Source organism: Paenibacillus sp. 19GGS1-52, from assembly GCF_022369515.1.
GTDB lineage: Bacteria > Bacillota > Bacilli > Paenibacillales > Paenibacillaceae > Paenibacillus_AQ.
The window spans coordinates 1,043,063-1,059,297 of record NZ_CP059724.1 but is presented as its reverse complement, the minus strand read 5'-3'; the positions used below and the strand labels follow the sequence as shown (position 1 = coordinate 1,059,297).

General features: G+C 41.3%; 12 protein-coding genes and 5 pseudogenes. 8 read left to right on the top strand and 9 right to left on the bottom strand.

Features of this window, described 5'->3' with window-relative positions; genetic code table 11:
• Positions 1–199 precede the first annotated feature (199 nt).
• A complete protein-coding gene (locus H1230_RS04905; protein WP_239714463.1) occupies positions 200–1,939 on the bottom strand; it encodes an ABC-F family ATP-binding cassette domain-containing protein in 1,740 nt (579 codons plus the stop codon).
• A gap of 679 nt (positions 1,940–2,618) precedes the next feature.
• On the opposite strand from H1230_RS04905, the gene H1230_RS04900 reads away from it, so the two are divergent.
• A complete protein-coding gene (locus H1230_RS04900) occupies positions 2,619–2,987 on the top strand; it encodes a VOC family protein (protein WP_239714462.1) in 369 nt (122 codons plus the stop codon).
• 652 nt (positions 2,988–3,639) lie between these two features.
• On the opposite strand, the gene H1230_RS04895 is transcribed toward H1230_RS04900, so the two are convergent.
• Together H1230_RS04895 and H1230_RS04890 are read right to left on the bottom strand one after the other, a co-directional pair.
• Positions 3,640–4,098: an SAM-dependent methyltransferase gene (locus tag H1230_RS04895; RefSeq protein WP_239714461.1), complete on the bottom strand. Its 459-nt coding sequence runs from the start codon at positions 4,096–4,098 to the stop codon at positions 3,640–3,642.
• 454 nt (positions 4,099–4,552) lie between these two features.
• Positions 4,553–5,353 carry a PaaX family transcriptional regulator C-terminal domain-containing protein gene (locus H1230_RS04890; RefSeq protein ID WP_239714460.1) on the bottom strand — a complete coding sequence of 267 codons (801 nt, stop codon included), beginning with the start codon at positions 5,351–5,353 and terminating at the stop codon, positions 4,553–4,555.
• Between the two features lie 114 nt (positions 5,354–5,467).
• Between H1230_RS04890 and H1230_RS04885 the strand changes: the two genes are divergently transcribed.
• The 4 genes and pseudogenes from H1230_RS04885 (at position 5,468) to H1230_RS04870 (ending at position 8,832) form a co-directional block, all read left to right on the top strand.
• Positions 5,468–6,160 (top strand): metal-dependent hydrolase, encoded by a 693-nt coding sequence (locus H1230_RS04885; RefSeq protein WP_239714459.1) that lies wholly within the window; start codon positions 5,468–5,470, stop codon positions 6,158–6,160.
• Positions 6,161–6,187: 27 nt separating this feature from the next.
• Positions 6,188–7,108, top strand: a complete 921-nt coding sequence (locus H1230_RS04880; protein WP_345773397.1) for an AEC family transporter — start codon at positions 6,188–6,190, stop codon at positions 7,106–7,108.
• A gap of 546 nt (positions 7,109–7,654) precedes the next feature.
• A pseudogene (locus tag H1230_RS04875) lies at positions 7,655–7,804 on the top strand (IS110 family RNA-guided transposase); the annotation flags it as partial.
• A 776-nt stretch (positions 7,805–8,580) separates the two neighbouring features.
• Positions 8,581–8,832, top strand: coding sequence for an Atu4866 domain-containing protein (locus H1230_RS04870; protein ID WP_239714457.1), 252 nt, complete (start codon positions 8,581–8,583; stop codon positions 8,830–8,832).
• A gap of 62 nt (positions 8,833–8,894) precedes the next feature.
• Here the strand turns inward: H1230_RS04870 and H1230_RS31585 are convergent, their stop codons facing one another.
• From H1230_RS31585 to H1230_RS04855, 3 genes and pseudogenes are all read right to left on the bottom strand, one after another.
• A complete protein-coding gene (locus H1230_RS31585; protein WP_481857115.1) occupies positions 8,895–9,230 on the bottom strand; it encodes an integrase core domain-containing protein in 336 nt (111 codons plus the stop codon).
• A gap of 30 nt (positions 9,231–9,260) precedes the next feature.
• Positions 9,261–9,572, bottom strand: a pseudogene (locus tag H1230_RS04860) (IS3 family transposase); the annotation flags it as partial.
• A gap of 380 nt (positions 9,573–9,952) precedes the next feature.
• On the bottom strand, positions 9,953–10,828 hold the full coding sequence (locus H1230_RS04855; RefSeq protein WP_239714455.1) for an AraC family transcriptional regulator: 876 nt from the start codon (positions 10,826–10,828) through the stop codon (positions 9,953–9,955).
• A gap of 159 nt (positions 10,829–10,987) precedes the next feature.
• On the opposite strand from H1230_RS04855, the pseudogene H1230_RS04850 reads away from it, so the two are divergent.
• Positions 10,988–11,726, top strand: a pseudogene (locus tag H1230_RS04850) (SDR family oxidoreductase).
• Between the two features lie 248 nt (positions 11,727–11,974).
• Here H1230_RS04850 and H1230_RS04845 read toward each other — a convergent pair.
• From H1230_RS04845 to H1230_RS04835, 3 genes and pseudogenes are all read right to left on the bottom strand, one after another.
• A pseudogene (locus H1230_RS04845) lies at positions 11,975–12,283 on the bottom strand (tyrosine-type recombinase/integrase); the annotation flags it as partial.
• Between the two features lie 581 nt (positions 12,284–12,864).
• Positions 12,865–12,986 (bottom strand): annotated as a pseudogene (locus H1230_RS31580) (aldo/keto reductase); the annotation flags it as partial.
• A 21-nt stretch (positions 12,987–13,007) separates the two neighbouring features.
• Positions 13,008–13,667, bottom strand: coding sequence for a TetR/AcrR family transcriptional regulator (locus H1230_RS04835; RefSeq protein WP_239714452.1), 660 nt, complete (start codon positions 13,665–13,667; stop codon positions 13,008–13,010).
• 148 nt (positions 13,668–13,815) lie between these two features.
• Between H1230_RS04835 and H1230_RS04830 the strand changes: the two genes are divergently transcribed.
• Both H1230_RS04830 and H1230_RS04825 read left to right on the top strand, forming a co-directional pair.
• Complete coding sequence (locus H1230_RS04830) at positions 13,816–14,886, top strand: aldo/keto reductase (RefSeq protein WP_239714451.1); 1,071 nt, start codon at positions 13,816–13,818, stop codon at positions 14,884–14,886.
• The gene (locus H1230_RS04825; RefSeq protein WP_239714450.1) at positions 14,883–15,938 is read left to right on the top strand and encodes an aldo/keto reductase; all 1,056 of its coding nucleotides are present in this window, start codon (positions 14,883–14,885) and stop codon (positions 15,936–15,938) included. Before H1230_RS04830 ends, H1230_RS04825 begins: the two co-directional genes overlap by 4 nt.
• The last annotated feature ends 297 nt before the right edge of the window (positions 15,939–16,235 follow it).

The following is a 16,235-nucleotide window of genomic DNA, read 5'->3' as shown; positions in this document are numbered from 1 at the left end:
CGAACCGGAGGTTGCTGCCGACTTCCTGCAGACTCCACCTCACGGTGGACACCCTTGTCTTAAGCTAATGGCTACTACTGCCTTCACCATTCGGGACTTCCACCCTATAGATAGCGCTCCTGCTGTGCGCACAACAAAAACAGGTGCCGCCCGGTTATGGGTGGCACCTGTTTTTGTGCAGGAAATGGTTCAGGTCTCTTTAAAGCAACTTAATCAGCTCTTCCAGCTCATCAAGCAATACTTTTGCAAGTACAAAATCCGTATCTTTTAAAGCCAATTCTATTTGCGTTTCAACTGCTTTTTTCTTTTGTTCCGTCTCTAAATAGTCTCTGTCAAAATGACTTGCATAAATCATCTTTCTAAATTTTCGTATACTCATTTTTCTAATTGTCTTATCGTCAATGATTAATACATAATCCATACCATTGACCACAGAATAGAAATCATGAGAAATCATGAGGATCGCACCTTTATAGTCTTGGATGGCTTTCTCCAGTGCTATTTGTGTATAGGTGTCTAAATGGCTTGTCGGTTCATCAAGAAGCAATACGTTTGCTTTACTGGCAGAAACTTTAGCCAATTGAAGCATGTTTTTTTCTCCGCCTGATAGCAATTCTATCTTTTGATCAAGGATTTCTCCTTCAAAGCCATAGTTTGAAATATATGATCTAATCTCTTCATAAGTTGCAAACCCAGCTTCAATAAATTCTTCTAGTATTGTATTAGAATCCTTTAACATTTCGCCTTGAAGCTGAGATAAATAAGCCACTTTAGCATCAGCATTGATTTCAATGGAATCATGATTATTTTTAAAAATTTCTCGAAGTAAAGTCGTCTTCCCGGTACCGTTTGCACCGATAAGGGCTACTTTATCCGTAGATTTTATCTCAAAGTTAACATTTTCTAACAGCAACTCATCAAAGGCCACACTATAATTATTGACCTTTAAAACAATGCTGTCTTCCATTTCTTGATCAATGCCAAAACTGATATCCGGTTGTTTAATATCTACGAATGGCGCTTTAATTCTACGCGTTTCCAATCTTTCTTGAAATTTAACTCTAGCTTTTAATGCTCTCCCTCTAGAGGCTTCTGAATTATAAGTTGCGATCGCTCTAAGATTAGTGATTACGATCTCGTTTCTCTCAATTTCTTCATGTTCAGCGATTGCAAGTTCTTGTGATTCAATTTTAGTCTGAAGTAATGAGAAGTTATAATCAATATATCGCCCATCAAACTCTTGGAGCTCCATATTTTCAAGGTGTATAATTTTGTTGAAACAATGATTCAATAAATATCGGTTGTGCGTAACAACTAGCAGTATTCCTTTGTGCGAATTAATAAGATTTTTAAGCGAGTTCAGGTTTTCAAAGTCTAGAAATACATCTGGTTCGTCCATAATCATTAAGTCAGGACTTCTAAGCATTTCCTTCATCACTTGAACAAGTTTGAATTCCCCACCACTCAGGTCGGATACCCTAACATCTTTTCGCTTCATGAGGTTTGCTAGATTTAGTTTCTTATTAATGTTGCTTTCAAAATCATCGCCATCCATTGAATCAAATGCATCTAAAGCTAATTGATACTGTTCAAGTAACGAATCAATATCTGATGATGTTTCCATTTCGGTGCAAATCAGTTGTATTTCATGTTGAATCTTAATAAATTCTTCTCCAATATATTCGAAAACAGTTATTTCTTTAGTTTTGTCTGGCTGTGAGAACTGACTTACATACCCAATTTTGCAAGTGGGGTCCATCTCTAACCTGCCATCAAACAAATATCGTTCTGGATCCATCAGTATATCAATCAGCGTACTTTTCCCACTGCCACTTGTGCCTATAAAAGCGCAATGTTGTGCCTCTTCAAGCGTAAATGAAATGTTTTTATATAGTTCTTTTTGCGGAAATGAGAAGGATAAGTTATCAACTTTTATCATAGTATTACCTTTCTTTATAAATAAATTAGTGACTATTATTAATTGTATTGAAGAGCATAGATTTAGAGTTTACCGTCAATAGTTTAGAATAACACTTTTCACAGCCAACATCAATCCTTTCATATAACTTGTAAGAGATCGCCTTCGATCTGTGCCTTAAATCGAAAAATCATTAACTTTTTTTATACAAACAATATCCTCTTGAGAAATCCAGGTTATAGTCTCGGGCGTAGTGTTTGGAAGAATTTTTCTGAATATATACTCCCAATCGAGAATATTTCTCCGTTTAAACTCCTCTGAAATCAAAACCGAGTAAGAGAAGAAATCGAAAAAATGAAAGAACGCTACTGACATCCTGTTGGCAGTAGGGGGCTTGTATAATGAGGACATACAAAATGAAAGTGAGGTTATTTACATGACTTTATAATGAAACGAATGGTGCACTAAAGATTGCAAATGCTTATTTTGAGGCGATGGCGAATAACCCACGAGTGAGTTATGAGTTAGAGAGCTCTGGCCTTTGAGACAAAAGCTTCAGACACGAATAGTGCGTTATGGTAATGCCGTATGGTCGCAAAACAGCTTCCATTGACATGCGTAGTGTACTGGCGGTTTCCTTAAAAAGATAACCAAGCGAGGTATCTAAATCCACCCCCATATACAAAGGAGGACATTAATTATGTCAGTAATTGGACCCGACTTCATTTCACTTCAAGTGAGCAATCTTGAAGGCTCTGCGGAATTCTATCAGAACTATCTAGGACTGGTCCGCTCACAGGCGGGACCACCTCATGCTGTAGTCTTTGAAACAAAGCCTATCGCATTTGCTCTTCGTGACCTAATGCCTGGAATAGAACTCGGTTCAGGTACTCAACCTGGACTTGGTGTCGCTCTGTGGCTTCATGCCCCTGATACGCAAGAAATCCACGACAAGCTTATTGCAGCAGGCCTAAAGATTACATCCGCACCAATAGATGGACCATTCGGGCGAACCTTTACATTTGCCGACCCAGACGGTTACCTGGTTACTCTTCACAGTAAAGCCTAATACGCAAAAGTATCCAGCTTAATAATAGTGATAACCTCCTCTGTCACACGGAGCCCAGTGATTATTACAACATTAAGACCGTGTTCCTAAAAGTGATATGCTCCCCATACGGTAAACAGGTGAAATAATAAACCCTGTTACTGTGAGGGGAGTTTTTTCATGTCGACGAATTATCAAGCTAAATTTCCCGATTTACACAAGTCGTTGAATGCCGTGTTTATTTAAGTCATCTTATACAGTACCTTGGATAGATTTCGATACATAATATAACCTTTTGCTGAAACACCTGGTAATAATTCGTGGTAATTTTTCATCTTTATTTGATTTCAGTAAATGACTCAACTTAGGCTTCCCCTTGTTGCTTACTTCCATCCCTTCAACGCAAAGAAGACATCGTATCATCGATGAGCTCTAGTTTCCCGTTAGCGCAATGATGTTTTATTTACTCGTATGCTTTGCCAGCCAATAATAAGGATTCGAAAAATACTCCCGATTGGAGTAATAATGACATCCGTATCAGAAAGCTGGATTACCATAATAGGGCTGACGCGGCTGGGAATCGGCAGCTATCATAATCCTTATTGAAACCCTCAATCTCCTTAAATGGTCAGTTTCCCTGATAATAGATGAAGTTCTTTACCCGATCGAATGGTTACCCCCAGTAATTTTTCATGAGGTCTGAGACCCAGACCGGTTGTTTAATCTCCCCGTGAGGAGTAAATTCCTTCATTACAGGTTTTAAATCTAGTACTGGTGTCCCATTTATGGCATCAAGACCTTTAACATAAATCTTTTTGCCCTCACGCTTTATTAATTCTACTGTAGTTAGTCCGATTTTGTTGGGTCTATTCTTACCGCGTTGGGCGAAGATTCCTACCTTCGGATACTCTTTGTTATTTCGTGGGTGTCTTGCATCAATTTCAATTTTTCCATCTTTTACTTTGTCAAAGTAAAAGATGACTTCCACATGTGAGAAATCCTCAATGCCCCAAAGACTTTGTTCAGTATATCCATCTGTAAGCTCAATAGAGGATATAATTTCACCCCAATAATCATCTTCTGTTGTTTCTCTACTGTTTTTGACATAAGCCATTGGTTTCATGTCAATCATAATGTTATCCTCCTATTCTCATAGCAGAAAAAGAGCAATGTCAGTCTCCTACGTTCGCAAAATAATACTTTGAATCGCTTTCTTTTTAATTTGTTTCACTAGATAAAACATAGTTTCGAAATGATGGGATATATACTTCAAATATACAGTGAAAATTCAAATTATTCAACAAAACTGCCTGTTAGCTGAATAGGCAGCCGATGATCTCGGCTGCCTATTGTAATGGTGCTATCGTTTCCTGTTAGCTTAATCAATGATTTATTCAACCGATCGTTTGACCGTCTTGCCCAAGGTAGTGTCTTGTTTAACGCTACAGTTTAGTGGAAAGCCGTAAGGATTCGTTTCGCATTACAATTGCGTGTAACTGTCCGTTACTTCACATCTGCAGCGATCATGTGGCCGTCTGCCGTCATGTTTTGATTGAACTAACTTGTTCCGTTGAATCCCCGTGATCTTATAGAAAACTGTCAACGAATGATCGATACGGAGATTGTAAAGGAATGGCATTCGCCAGCTGTCGCAGACATTGTTGCATCTCTTGGATGCACGCTTTTCCCAGCCAATTCTTATCCAGAAGCTCCTCAGGAAGCATAGGATCTTTGAGAGTTAAATCCGCTAACAGTTCGCCCAGTTCTAAAAAGCGGACAAACAAGGCAAGACCATCAGAAGGTGCACGTATTAATGGCTCAATTTCTGAAGAGAACTCGGAACGAAACCATTTAATTTTGGATCCATAGACTTCATTTAAGTCATCCAAAGGCCAAAGTTTCTTAACCAAAAACTGTGGTTGCTCTTGTGGAATGAATGATCCCTTTAGTAAGGTCAAACGATTCTCTAAGTCATATTGTTTAGCAAAACGTAGAACCTCTTCAACATAATCCCATGGGGAAACATATACACTCTTGTACAACGCCCCGAATCCCAGCTGCAGCAAATCGCTCCGCAAAGAATCCCGCTTTTTGCGCTCTGATTCAGGCACCTCGAACATAACCGTTAACCATTTTCCGTCCCAAGGTTTTCCAATCAGTATCGGCTTTTGATTTATTGTCGTTATAAAATCTAGGCCCTGAGCCGTAATTTCGTATTTCGAGCGTTCCTTCGAACATAGGTACCCTTCCTTTTTCATACGGAGAAGTGCATTTCGAATGACTTGGTGGTCCACTCCCCGTGCTTCATAAATCTCGACAAGCCGCTTGACTTCGATACCTTCCGTAGACGAGATCAGAAATAGAATTTGCTTTTCTAGCGATAACAAGGTAGAAATCCCCCCGAAAAATCAAATGAAAGCTATTGACATCAGTTATAAAATAATTATAATATAAAAAACAACGAACGTAATTAAATTATTATAAAATGAAAAGGAGATCTTATGAAAATTTTATTCCATGGACACTCTTGTATCCAACTATTTAGCAGTTCTCATTCAATTCTTATTGACCCTTACATTGACGCCAATCCCGTAGCAGTCGTAAAAGCAAATGACATTGTAACCGATTATATTTTGCTAACGCATGGTCATGACGATCATATCACCGATGCAGTACCCATTGCAAAGCAGAATGATGCTCCGATAATTGCTGTAGAAGAGCTGGCGGAATACATGGCTTCACAAGGAGTAAAAAAAACAGAAGCCATGCATGTGGGCGGCGATTGGACTTTTGATTTCGGCCGAGTCTATCTTACACCAGCCCTTCATACTTCATCCGTACGGACTCTTGATGGACAACGACTTTACGCAGGTGTTCCTGTAGGCTATGTAATTGAAATGGGGGGCAAGATTATCTATCATGCCGGTGATTCGGGATTATTCAGCGATATGAAATGGATCGGCCAACGATTCGATATCGATATCGCATTTCTTCCCATCGGTGGCCGCTTTACAATGGGACCTTCAGACGCACTGTTAGCTGCGGAGTGGATTCAGCCTCGGCATGTCGTTCCTATTCATTACGGAACGTTTCCTCTTATCCAGCAGGACGGAGTACACTTTATTGAAAATTTGTCCCGAAAAGGCATTTCAGGTACCGCCATGCAACCTGGCGAGATGATAGAGATCAACTGAGCGAATATCCCCGAACGGAGTGGTTACATGTCCATCCTTTATACGTTCTATCACATCATGCTTCCTATCCTGATTCCAATTGGGATTGGTGCCCTTCTTCATCGGCAATACAAGTTTGACCTGAAAAGTTTTTCAAAGCTCATTATAAACTACTATGTGCCTGCTTTAGCATTCGTTAAAATATATGAAGCGGAGTTGTCAATCAAACTAATCGCGTCAGTTTTCGGATTTCTAATTATCCAATTTATAGTCATTGTTATAATCGGATATGCCATTAGCCGCATCATGGGCTATTCTAGGCCGCTAGCCGCAAGCTTTTCCAACAGCGTCTCCTTAACAAACAACGGCAATGTGGGAATACCCGTTAACGCCTTAGCCTTCAAGCAGGATGCCTTGGCTATGTCGATCCAAGTCATCGTGGTGGTCTTTGAGCTCTTCGTTACGTTCACATTCGGACTTCTAAATGCGAGCAAAACGGTCTCGGGATTAAAAGGATCGCTAGCACAATTTGCTAAAATGCCGGTTCTTTACGCCATTTTAATCGGTACGATATTACGGTTCTGTCAAATAAATGTTCCCGATCCGATTCTTCTCCCTTTGGATCAAATTTCCACTGGAATGTTCGCTTTTGCACTCGTCTCAATCGGGGCCCAGATCGCTTCCTCCAAATTGCAGCAGCATACTTCGGCAGTTCTACTCAGCAGTATCGTACGACTCGTCATATCACCAATCTGTGCCTATGGATTAATTCTGCTTCTGCACCTTGATGGTATTACTGCGCAAGCCTTGTTTATCGCCAGCGCAATCCCGACATCGCGTAATAGTGCCGCCCTTGCTCTCGAATATGGCAACGAGCCAGGTTTCGCTGCACAAGCAGTTCTTGTGTCGATGCTTTTAAGCAGCATTACTCTTACCATTGTCGTTAATCTTGCTATGGAAATCTTCTGAAAAAACTGCAACGTTGGCTTGGTGAAGGGTGTGTCCAAGTCAGATACTATATAATGTCTTATTAGATAAAACGCCGCACAAAGTGGTCCCGGATAATTAGGGGTCATTTTTGTTTTGTTACGTTATCCTGCCCTTTACTGAGTGACTGACATGAGATTTACTGTTTGCTTTTTCCAAGTACTCCTTCAGTATGGTTAACGTTATCTCTGTGACATCGAGATTGCCTAGCTCCAGCATTAACATTTTGTGCTGTGAGGCGAATGCTTTTAATTTTTGGACTGAACCCTTGAATGCGTTTGTCAGCCTCATACAAACTCCACAACTCATTTAAGTTCACTACAAGGCCTCCCTTTAGAAGCAATTAAATCTAGTTTGCTTCTAAGGAGAGGATTTAATCTGTCTGCTGTATTAAACTAGTGTTTCCCGTTAGAATTCCTATAAACTGATTAATTTGCAGTTTGAACAAAAAGGAGCGCCTCTGTAACATGGGAGTTGGATACGGGTCTACAGCCCTTTTAATCTCACCATTTAGGAGGTCGCTCTACTATGAAGTTTAAATCTCAGGACAAGCAAAATAAACTCATTGAAAATATTTCCTCTTTGCATCTAGTTGTGGGTGTAGATATTGCCCAGCAGATGCATGTCGCTCGCACAGTGAGCTATCGGGGAATTGCTTTGGGATCGCCGCTCGAGTATAAGTAAGCCAGTTATCTTTAATAAATGCCGTAACTTCATTAATAGTTTTTGGATGAAACCAATATATAAAGTTATTCTCTACATATAATGATCGGCACTTGATGTAATCCACTACCTGTGCAGATCGGTTTCATAATACTCCAACCCGTAGTAGGGAAACAGCAAGTAATTCTCTGTATTTGTGAAACATTTCAAGATTAGTGCTTCTTCAAAGTCCTTTATGTAAAAATTTAATATGAGTCTATGATAGTTTTTCATTATTAGCACTTGATCATTCCTCATTTCATGTTTTAAGGCAATTTCGTCTAACGTTCCCGTATTCACGAACCCGTAGGGTTGTCTGCTTGATCCCGCTTCCCGAATTATCTACTGGCTGACCCAGGGCTGAATGACCCGCAGCGTGAATATATTGTTATACGCTGTTCCTGGACTCTTGGATAAACCTCAGAATCCTTATTCTTTGAGTTCTAAATTTATTGATTCTTTTAGTTTTTTAATCGTTTTTAATATTGCTTCTCTGTTGTTTTTTTCTTTAATCCATTTAGGTAATCTACTAAAAATCCCTTGATTATACCATCCTAATATTTCATGTTTATTGCTTTCACGTAGTCTTCAATAAATTCTAAATGTTTTAAATTGTAAGCCCATAGTATGTTTGTTCTCAATCTCTAAAATGGAGGATTAGGCAACAATCTCATTGAATCGGGCTACCACCCCATTGTATTGAAGTAGGATAATAAACATGCGGAACTAAATACAGAAAGGATGAATATATAATGGAAGATAACATTAAGCCCTCCCATCCTTATATTGGGATGTGGGTGACCACAGATGGTTATATAAGGCATGAATTGCTGCCTAACAGTCGCTATGATGAAGCACGTGGAAACAGAAAAAGCGCTTATCAAGGAAGCTATTCTATTACAGGTGATCATATTGAATATATAGATGATACTGGCTTCACCGCCGATGGTGATTTTCGCGATTCGGTGCTCTATCACGGAGGCATGGTCTTGTATCGGGAGTAAATAAGTTTCCACTTAACAGGAATAAAAAAACACCGCATTCTCAGGTGTGGTCAAGACCCCATTTAGTAGATATTGTAAAAACGTATATATTCCTCAATTCTTCTTTTTGCCTCATCGAGACTTCGTATATCATAAGGATAGAGTGCTTCGACTTTAAGATGTGAGAAGAAGCTCTCAATTGAGGCGTTGTCATAACAATTTCCTCGGCGTGACATGCTGATTTGGGCTCCAACCTGTGGCAGCCGTGGTATGCATGGCACGTGTAGTGGTATCCCTGATCGCTGTGAACGATCAGTCCAGTCACGTCCTTGCGTTTCAAATGCCTTTCTAAATGTTTCTAAGACAAGAGGGTTGTCGTTGCGTCTGCTGATATAGTATCCGGGATACAGCGGCTTCATAGCTTGTTCTGCGGGCGGTACTTACGGCGTAATCGCTTTAATACCAAGTTGCTGCATTAACCGTCGAACCTTCTTACGATTTACTACAAGGCTGTACTGACGGTACAGTTCATCCTGTATAAGGCGATACCCTACGGTTTTGTCACGTTGCTCATAGATTGCTCGGATCTTAAGTTTTAACTCCTCATCAGGATCGTTATCCTTGCGCTTTAGATAGGCGCAGTAACCGCTTCGACTGATACCCAGATAGCTACAAAGTTCCTTTACTGTTCTCTTTGGCTTCAGTTCATCAATGACGGTATGCTTGCTCTTCAACCCTCCCGAATCAAGATTTGCAACCACTTTTTTAGGACCTCTACCTCCAGGTATAGACGACGCAGTTCACGTTCTTGTTCAGTTTCAACCCTGTGTGGATCTCCACGCCTATCCTCGAATGCCGTTGCTCCCTTTTCCCGGTACTTCCTCATCCAGACCTTTACTCGATTCTTATCATGCAATTCTAGGTGATCTGATCTTGCTTTAGCTCCACCCCTCATCAACATGTAACCGTTTAGCCTCCAACTTAAGAGACTCAGGATAATGCTTAAACTTCTGACCTTTCTTCGCTGGCATAATTAAAATGCATCCCCTAGAATTTCATCGGATTAACCAGAGGGGGTTTCCAATGCCCTATTCTAAGGGGTGCACTTCAAGGAGAATTGGCGGTTTTTTTTGTGATGCAACTATATCGTTTCCCGGAATCGGTGTACATCTCGAATAGGCGGCTGGCCGAATAAGCGCGCATACTCACGATTGAACTGCGTGGCGCTCTCATAGCCAACCTGATAAGCGACACTTGTCGCGTCACTCGTTGTCGCCAGGAGGATTTTCCGAGCTTCTGTCAACCGCAGGCGTTTTTGATACTGGAGGGGGGTCAATGCCGTCACTTCTTTGAAACAGGTAAAAAAAGATGATTTGCTCATTCCGGCTGCTTTCGCGAGCTTCTCCACCCGCATTGGTTCCGCATAGTAGAAATTCATCCATTCAATCACGTGGGCAATTTGATGGGCGCGGCTACCCAAGAGAGCGAACTGCCGTATAGAGTCCCCCTGTTCAGTCTGCAGCATACGGTAAAGAATCTCGTGCACTGCATAAGGAGCCAGCGCCGGTAGGTCATCCGGCGTATCCAGCAAACGGATTAGACGCATGATAGCCTCATGAAGCGGATCGCTCATCCGGCTGATGACCAAAGCGCGAGGAGATTCTTGTCTTATGTTTTCTGTGAAATTGGATTGTTGAATCACATCCATAATCTGATCCATATCGAACTGTAGCTGCAGGGACAAGTACGGGGTCTCTGGAGAGGCTTCAATTACTTGTCCGGTAATTGGCAGGTGCACGGAAGCGGCTAGATAGCTGCCGCGATTATAAAGATAGCTTTCCGGTCCCAGCAGTACTCGCTTGGCACCTTGAGCAATCACACACAGGGATGGTTTGTATACCGCAGGCACTGGCGCGGATACGTCGGAAGAACGAATAAAAGAAAGTGCAGGATAGGCGGTCAGGATGGTCCCATTTTGTACGGCAATACGTTCGATTCGTTCGGTCAATTCAGTCAAGCGAATTCCTCCATTCTGCGACTTCTATAATTTACTGTATTGCATTTTGGAGGATTAGGCAATCCCTTTACAGTTTCCGGCTACCTCAAGCTTTGAAGTTGGCAGCATAATGAACATGTAACACCCAACGTATTTCATTCATAAAAGGAGTGGTATGACATGTGGACATTAAAAGATAAAGTAGTGCTTATTACCGGTGCCAGTAGCGGCATTGGAGAAGCGACCGCCAAATGGCTCGCTAAGCGCGGAGCGCAGGTGGTACTCGGTGCAAGACGGACGGACAGGCTAGAAAAGCTGGTGGAGGAGATCAGAAAAGTGGGAGGGATTGCTGAATACCATCCCCTCGACGTAACGGATTTTGAGCAAATGAAATCAATCGTCCAATTTACAGTTAATCAATTTGGACGCCTTGATGCCCTTGTAAATAACGCAGGTGTGATGCCGTTATCGCCACTTGATGCATTAAAGATCGAGGAGTGGAACCGTATGATTGATGTCAATATTCGTGGAGTGCTGCACGGGATCGGAGCTGCTATTCCTGTAATGAAGGAACAGAATTTCGGCCATATCATCAATGTCGCCTCCGTTGGCGCCTATACTGTCTTTCCGAAATCATCGGTTTATTGTGCCACCAAGTTCGCGGTCCGAGCGATTACAGAGGGCCTACGTCAGGAGATGGGTGCAACAATCCGTACGACGGTTATTTCTCCAGGCGTAACCGAATCCGAACTGTCTGATACCATCACGGATGAGTCAGCCCTCGAGATGATGAAATCCTTCCGGGCCAATCCTTTGCCCTCTTCCGGTATTGCCCGCGCCATTGCCTATGCCCTTGAACAACCTGCAGAAAGTGGATGTAAATGAATTGATTGTGCGCCCAATGGGGCATCCGGCTTAAACCGCTAAGTAGATTCGGAAATAAGACTTGACGGCTACCAAAAGTGACTTCCGTTACTGCGCTTAGAGACTGCGACGAACAAAAGCGGTACTAATTACAAGCAAAGGTCCAGATGATAACCGGCCAAATGTAGTTTGCCCTGATTCAAGTCTTTACAGAGTTTATTGTATAACCCAAAAACAAGCCCGCCAACCAGCTAAGGTTGACGGGCTTTTACCAATGCTTCCAGATTTCATGGATTTATCATATCAAAGTCGGTGCCCCTTTTGAATTCTTAACCTAGGGACATCGTTATTCTCTTTATGAAATCGGTTTGCAAATGAGTGTCTTAACGCATGCAAGGTCAAAACCGAATTGCCAAAAGCAATTGCATATTTTTCAACGAGCTTCTCCATAGATCTTTGGTTTAAGCGGCGATTAGTTCCTTTACGCCCTACCGGCGGAGCCAAAAATAAATATGCTGCTGTTTTATCAGGTTTATCTCTTGATTCTCTAATTTCAAGATAATTATCTAAATCCATTAATGCCTGCTCACTAAAATACACATACTGCTCTTTGTTGCCCTTCCGTGCGACTTTCGTTCAATGATTTCTGCGTAATTCCGTATTTCCTCGACCGTAAAATCACAAGTACTGCACCTGATAGTTTTTATGAGCCAGCTGTATAATCCCGTCAATGAGAGCCGAAAGCGGCCGGGTTAGTCTTTTGAACAAATAAGCTTTTAGCAACTTCCGAAACGGACCAAGCACCAGTGGTTTTCCGCTTGATCTATACCTCCAAGTGCATCCCACCCAGTGAAAATCCAATGTTGCTAGACGTTAAATCTGTATCATCAGAAAGATTAACCATTAATTCACCGTTATGCGCGCCAGCGTTAGTTTGTTTTTAGGGTAACTCATCTAGTGTTTTAGTTGACAGATTACAATAAAGTGCAGTTCTTCAACCACCTGATTCTAATGAGTTTTATTACCCATCCACAAAATTTAAATTACATTAAAGTACAGTCCTGTGTGGTTTTATTATTTAAATTTACCCTTTAGTCAATTACAATAAAGTATTGTTCTCATACCCCTTTCCGTTATCTAATTGACTGCGTTGCTTTTCTACGCGATTTGAACGCACACTACGTAAACCTGTCCCGTCCAACGATTTCCTCTGTCCAACCGCTTTTCTCAACTCACCATATACATTTGCGGCATCAAAAAAATTAATCCCCGCATCTAAGGCGGCATTCATAATTCTAAACGCATCTTTTTCTTCTACTCTTTATTTGCTAATTTTTTAGGTCAGAGGCTGTAATTCAAATGAAATGGTCTGAAGAATTTGACTGATCTCCAATTCCATTGCTGAATCATCCATTGTGCCTATTCTATCTGCTTTGAACAGTGTATATTTTTTTAGTATATAGAAATCGATGAGCTGCTGTTTCTGCGAAGTATTATAGTGATTTATGAGCATAGGATTCATTAAACTACGAATCACTGCGTCATCCTGATAAAAGTATATGATAGGATTAATCGGGTTAAAGCTCCCTTTTTCAAAGCCTGCGAAGTAAAATCGCTGTAAAAGTTCACATCGATTTTGATGGGCTGCGGTTATCAGCGAAATTAGTGACGGTTGAAATTGTTTGATATCTTCATAGAATTCATCAGTCATGATCATAATACTTAATACCGATTTCAAAAATATTTTACCAAAACGATATTCAAATGTTAATGTTTCATCTAACACTAAGGGATCTATATTAATGACGTAAGCAGTATAATTGCTCACCAATTGTTTAATTAAATCGTCCTTAGATGTGAAATGCTTATAAAAGGTAGCTTTGCTAATATTCATATATTTAAGAATTTCCTCTATTTTCAAATGGCTAAATCCATGCTTTCTGATATGTGGAAGAATTAAATTAAAGTATTTATCGACATTACTTGGTCTATTCATCTAAAGCCTCCTATCTTGTGTAGCATTAGTATATCATGATCCATAATATTATAATACAAACTATACGAAATTCATATTTTTGTTTACTTTGTATATATCTGATGATATATTATTTGCCATGAAAGACAAAAGAAAGAGGATGATAATAATGCATTATAATAAATTAGGATCTACAGGGCTATTCGTCTCGGAGCTTTGCTTAGGCACAATGACTTTTGGCGGTGACGGGGCCTATAGCGTCATGGGTAACGTGCAGCAAGCAGAAGCAGATGCGCTAGTGGCTCGTGCGTTTGAAGCAGGAATTAACTTTATTGATACTGCTGATACTTACTCTGAGGGCAATTCAGAGCGGATTACCGGACAGGCGTTAAAGAATTTAGGGATTAAGCGGGATGAAATCGTCGTTGCGACCAAGGTATTTGGTGAAGTTGTAGGTTCAGGACCGAATATAAGAGGTTCTTCACGCGGTCATATTATGGACGGTGTAAAAGCTAGCCTGGCACGGCTGCAATTAGATTATATCGATTTATATCAACTACATGGCTTTGATCCTGCAACTCCAATTGAGGAAACTATTGGGGCTTTGAATGATTTAGTCCACCAAGGATACGTGCGATATATCGGCGTTTCGAATTGGGCTGCTTGGCAAATTACTAAAGCTCTTGGCATTTCCAGCTTACATGGATTTGAAAAATTTGCATCACTTCAAGCTTACTACACTGTAGCTGGCCGAGATCTAGAACGCGAAATAATTCCCATGCTAACAAGCGAAGACCTTGGACTATTGGTATGGAGTCCCTTAGCTGGAGGACTATTGAGTGGAAAGTTTGTTCGCGAGCAGAAAGCTGAAGAAGGAAGTCGCAGAGCTGCAATGGCGTTTCCACCAGTAAATATGGAGCGTGCTTATAATATCATCGATGTGTTGATTGAGATGGCAGAGCAGAAGCAAGTCACAGTGGCACAGCTCGCTATTGCATGGCTCTTACATCAACCACGCGTTACAAGTGTGATAATCGGAGCTAAAAGATTGGAGCAATTGAACGACAATATTGGTGCTGTTGAGGTACTACTATCTGATGAAGAGCTACAAATTCTCGATCAAGTGAGTCAGATTCCTGCTGAATATCCTGGTTGGATGATAGATAATTGGAGCCAAGCACGAGCTAAGCAAATAGAAAGCATTCGTAGCTTTGGATCATATAGAGGAAGTAAATCATGAGTCAATCCAATAACTTCCGCACCTTAGGGCGCTCAGGTTTAATTGTAAGTCCACTCGCTTTGGGAACCATGACTTTTGGTAATGCACGATGGGGATCACCAGATGATGTATCCGAGGCTATATTTGACGAATATATCCATTCAGGTGGTAACTTCATCGACACCTCGGATGTGTATGCAAAGGGGCGAAGCGAAGAACTGCTTGGCAGTTATATTGCTGACCGTGGCTTACGTGATCAGCTTGTAATTGCGAGCAAGTTTGGCTTTCAAGGAGGAGACCCAATAAACGTGAACAGCGGTGGCAATGGCCGCAAGAACATTTATCGAGCACTCGAAGGTTCACTTCGGCGATTACGCACCGATTATATTGACCTATATTGGCTTCATGTTTGGGATCTTGTGACACCTATCGAAGAAGTGTTGCAAACGCTAGGTGATTTAGTGCGCGCTGGAAAGATTCGTTACTTCGGCTTTTCAAACTTGCCCGCATGGTACGTTACCAAAGGAAGCGTCTTAGCAACGGCACACAACATTCCAGGTCCAATCGCTCTTCAACTTGAGTATTCACTAGTAGAGCGCAGCTGTGAACGTGAGCATCTGCCCGCTGCTAAAGAATGTGGACTTGGAGTCTGCTCATGGAGCCCGCTAGCCGGTGGTTTACTTGCTGGAAAATATCAGCTTGAGGGTGAAAATGTTGCTGGAGAAGGCCGGCTCGACACATTGAAGGGTGGCAACAATCGTTTTCAAAAGATTACAGGAGAAAACTGGAATACACTCTCTGCTTTACGGACAGTGTCGGCAGAAGTTAATCGACCTATGGCACAGGTTGCACTCGCTTGGGCTTCTGCCCAGCCTGGTATAAGCTCGCTTATACTGGGAGCGAGTAAACTGGAGCAGCTCCAAGATAATCTGGCATCTCTGGACATTGAACTCACTAAGGAACAACTACAGGTTTTGGACGAAAGTAGTGCACTTGATCACACCTACATGATCTATACGGACAAGATAAACCGAGGAATTTTTGCTGGCTCCTCAGTTCAGGGCTGGATGTAAACAATTCAACTCAACCGGTATAAGTACGCTACTGGAGCCATCGTGTTAATGGGGGAGCATCCTCGAATACTCCAACAGATAGACCTTATTATTATTCAGTTTAATACTTCTTTATCTTCTAACTTCATCAGAACTGTACATTATTGTAATAATTTTCGTCAGAATTGCACTTTATTGTTCAGAACAACACTTTATTGTAATCAGTCACCAAGCTCTGATGAGAACCCAATTTGATTCAAATTTTTCTCTATTCTTACTTTTTTTATCTTCTGGCCAATGGTCTCTGCCATGTAGCTA

Coding starts and splice junctions, on each gene's coding strand:
- H1230_RS04905 (WP_239714463.1), bottom strand. CDS start 1,939: ATGATAAAAGTTGATAACTTATCCTTCTCATTTCCGCAAAAAGAACTA.
- H1230_RS04900 (WP_239714462.1), top strand. CDS start 2,619: ATGTCAGTAATTGGACCCGACTTCATTTCACTTCAAGTGAGCAATCTT.
- H1230_RS04895 (WP_239714461.1), bottom strand. CDS start 4,098: ATGATTGACATGAAACCAATGGCTTATGTCAAAAACAGTAGAGAAACA.
- H1230_RS04885 (WP_239714459.1), top strand. CDS start 5,468: ATGAAAATTTTATTCCATGGACACTCTTGTATCCAACTATTTAGCAGT.
- H1230_RS04880 (WP_345773397.1), top strand. CDS start 6,188: ATGTCCATCCTTTATACGTTCTATCACATCATGCTTCCTATCCTGATT.
- H1230_RS04870 (WP_239714457.1), top strand. CDS start 8,581: ATGGAAGATAACATTAAGCCCTCCCATCCTTATATTGGGATGTGGGTG.
- H1230_RS31585 (WP_481857115.1), bottom strand. CDS start 9,230: ATGAAGCCGCTGTATCCCGGATACTATATCAGCAGACGCAACGACAAC.
- H1230_RS04835 (WP_239714452.1), bottom strand. CDS start 13,667: ATGAATAGACCAAGTAATGTCGATAAATACTTTAATTTAATTCTTCCA.
- H1230_RS04830 (WP_239714451.1), top strand. CDS start 13,816: ATGCATTATAATAAATTAGGATCTACAGGGCTATTCGTCTCGGAGCTT.
- H1230_RS04825 (WP_239714450.1), top strand. CDS start 14,883: ATGAGTCAATCCAATAACTTCCGCACCTTAGGGCGCTCAGGTTTAATT.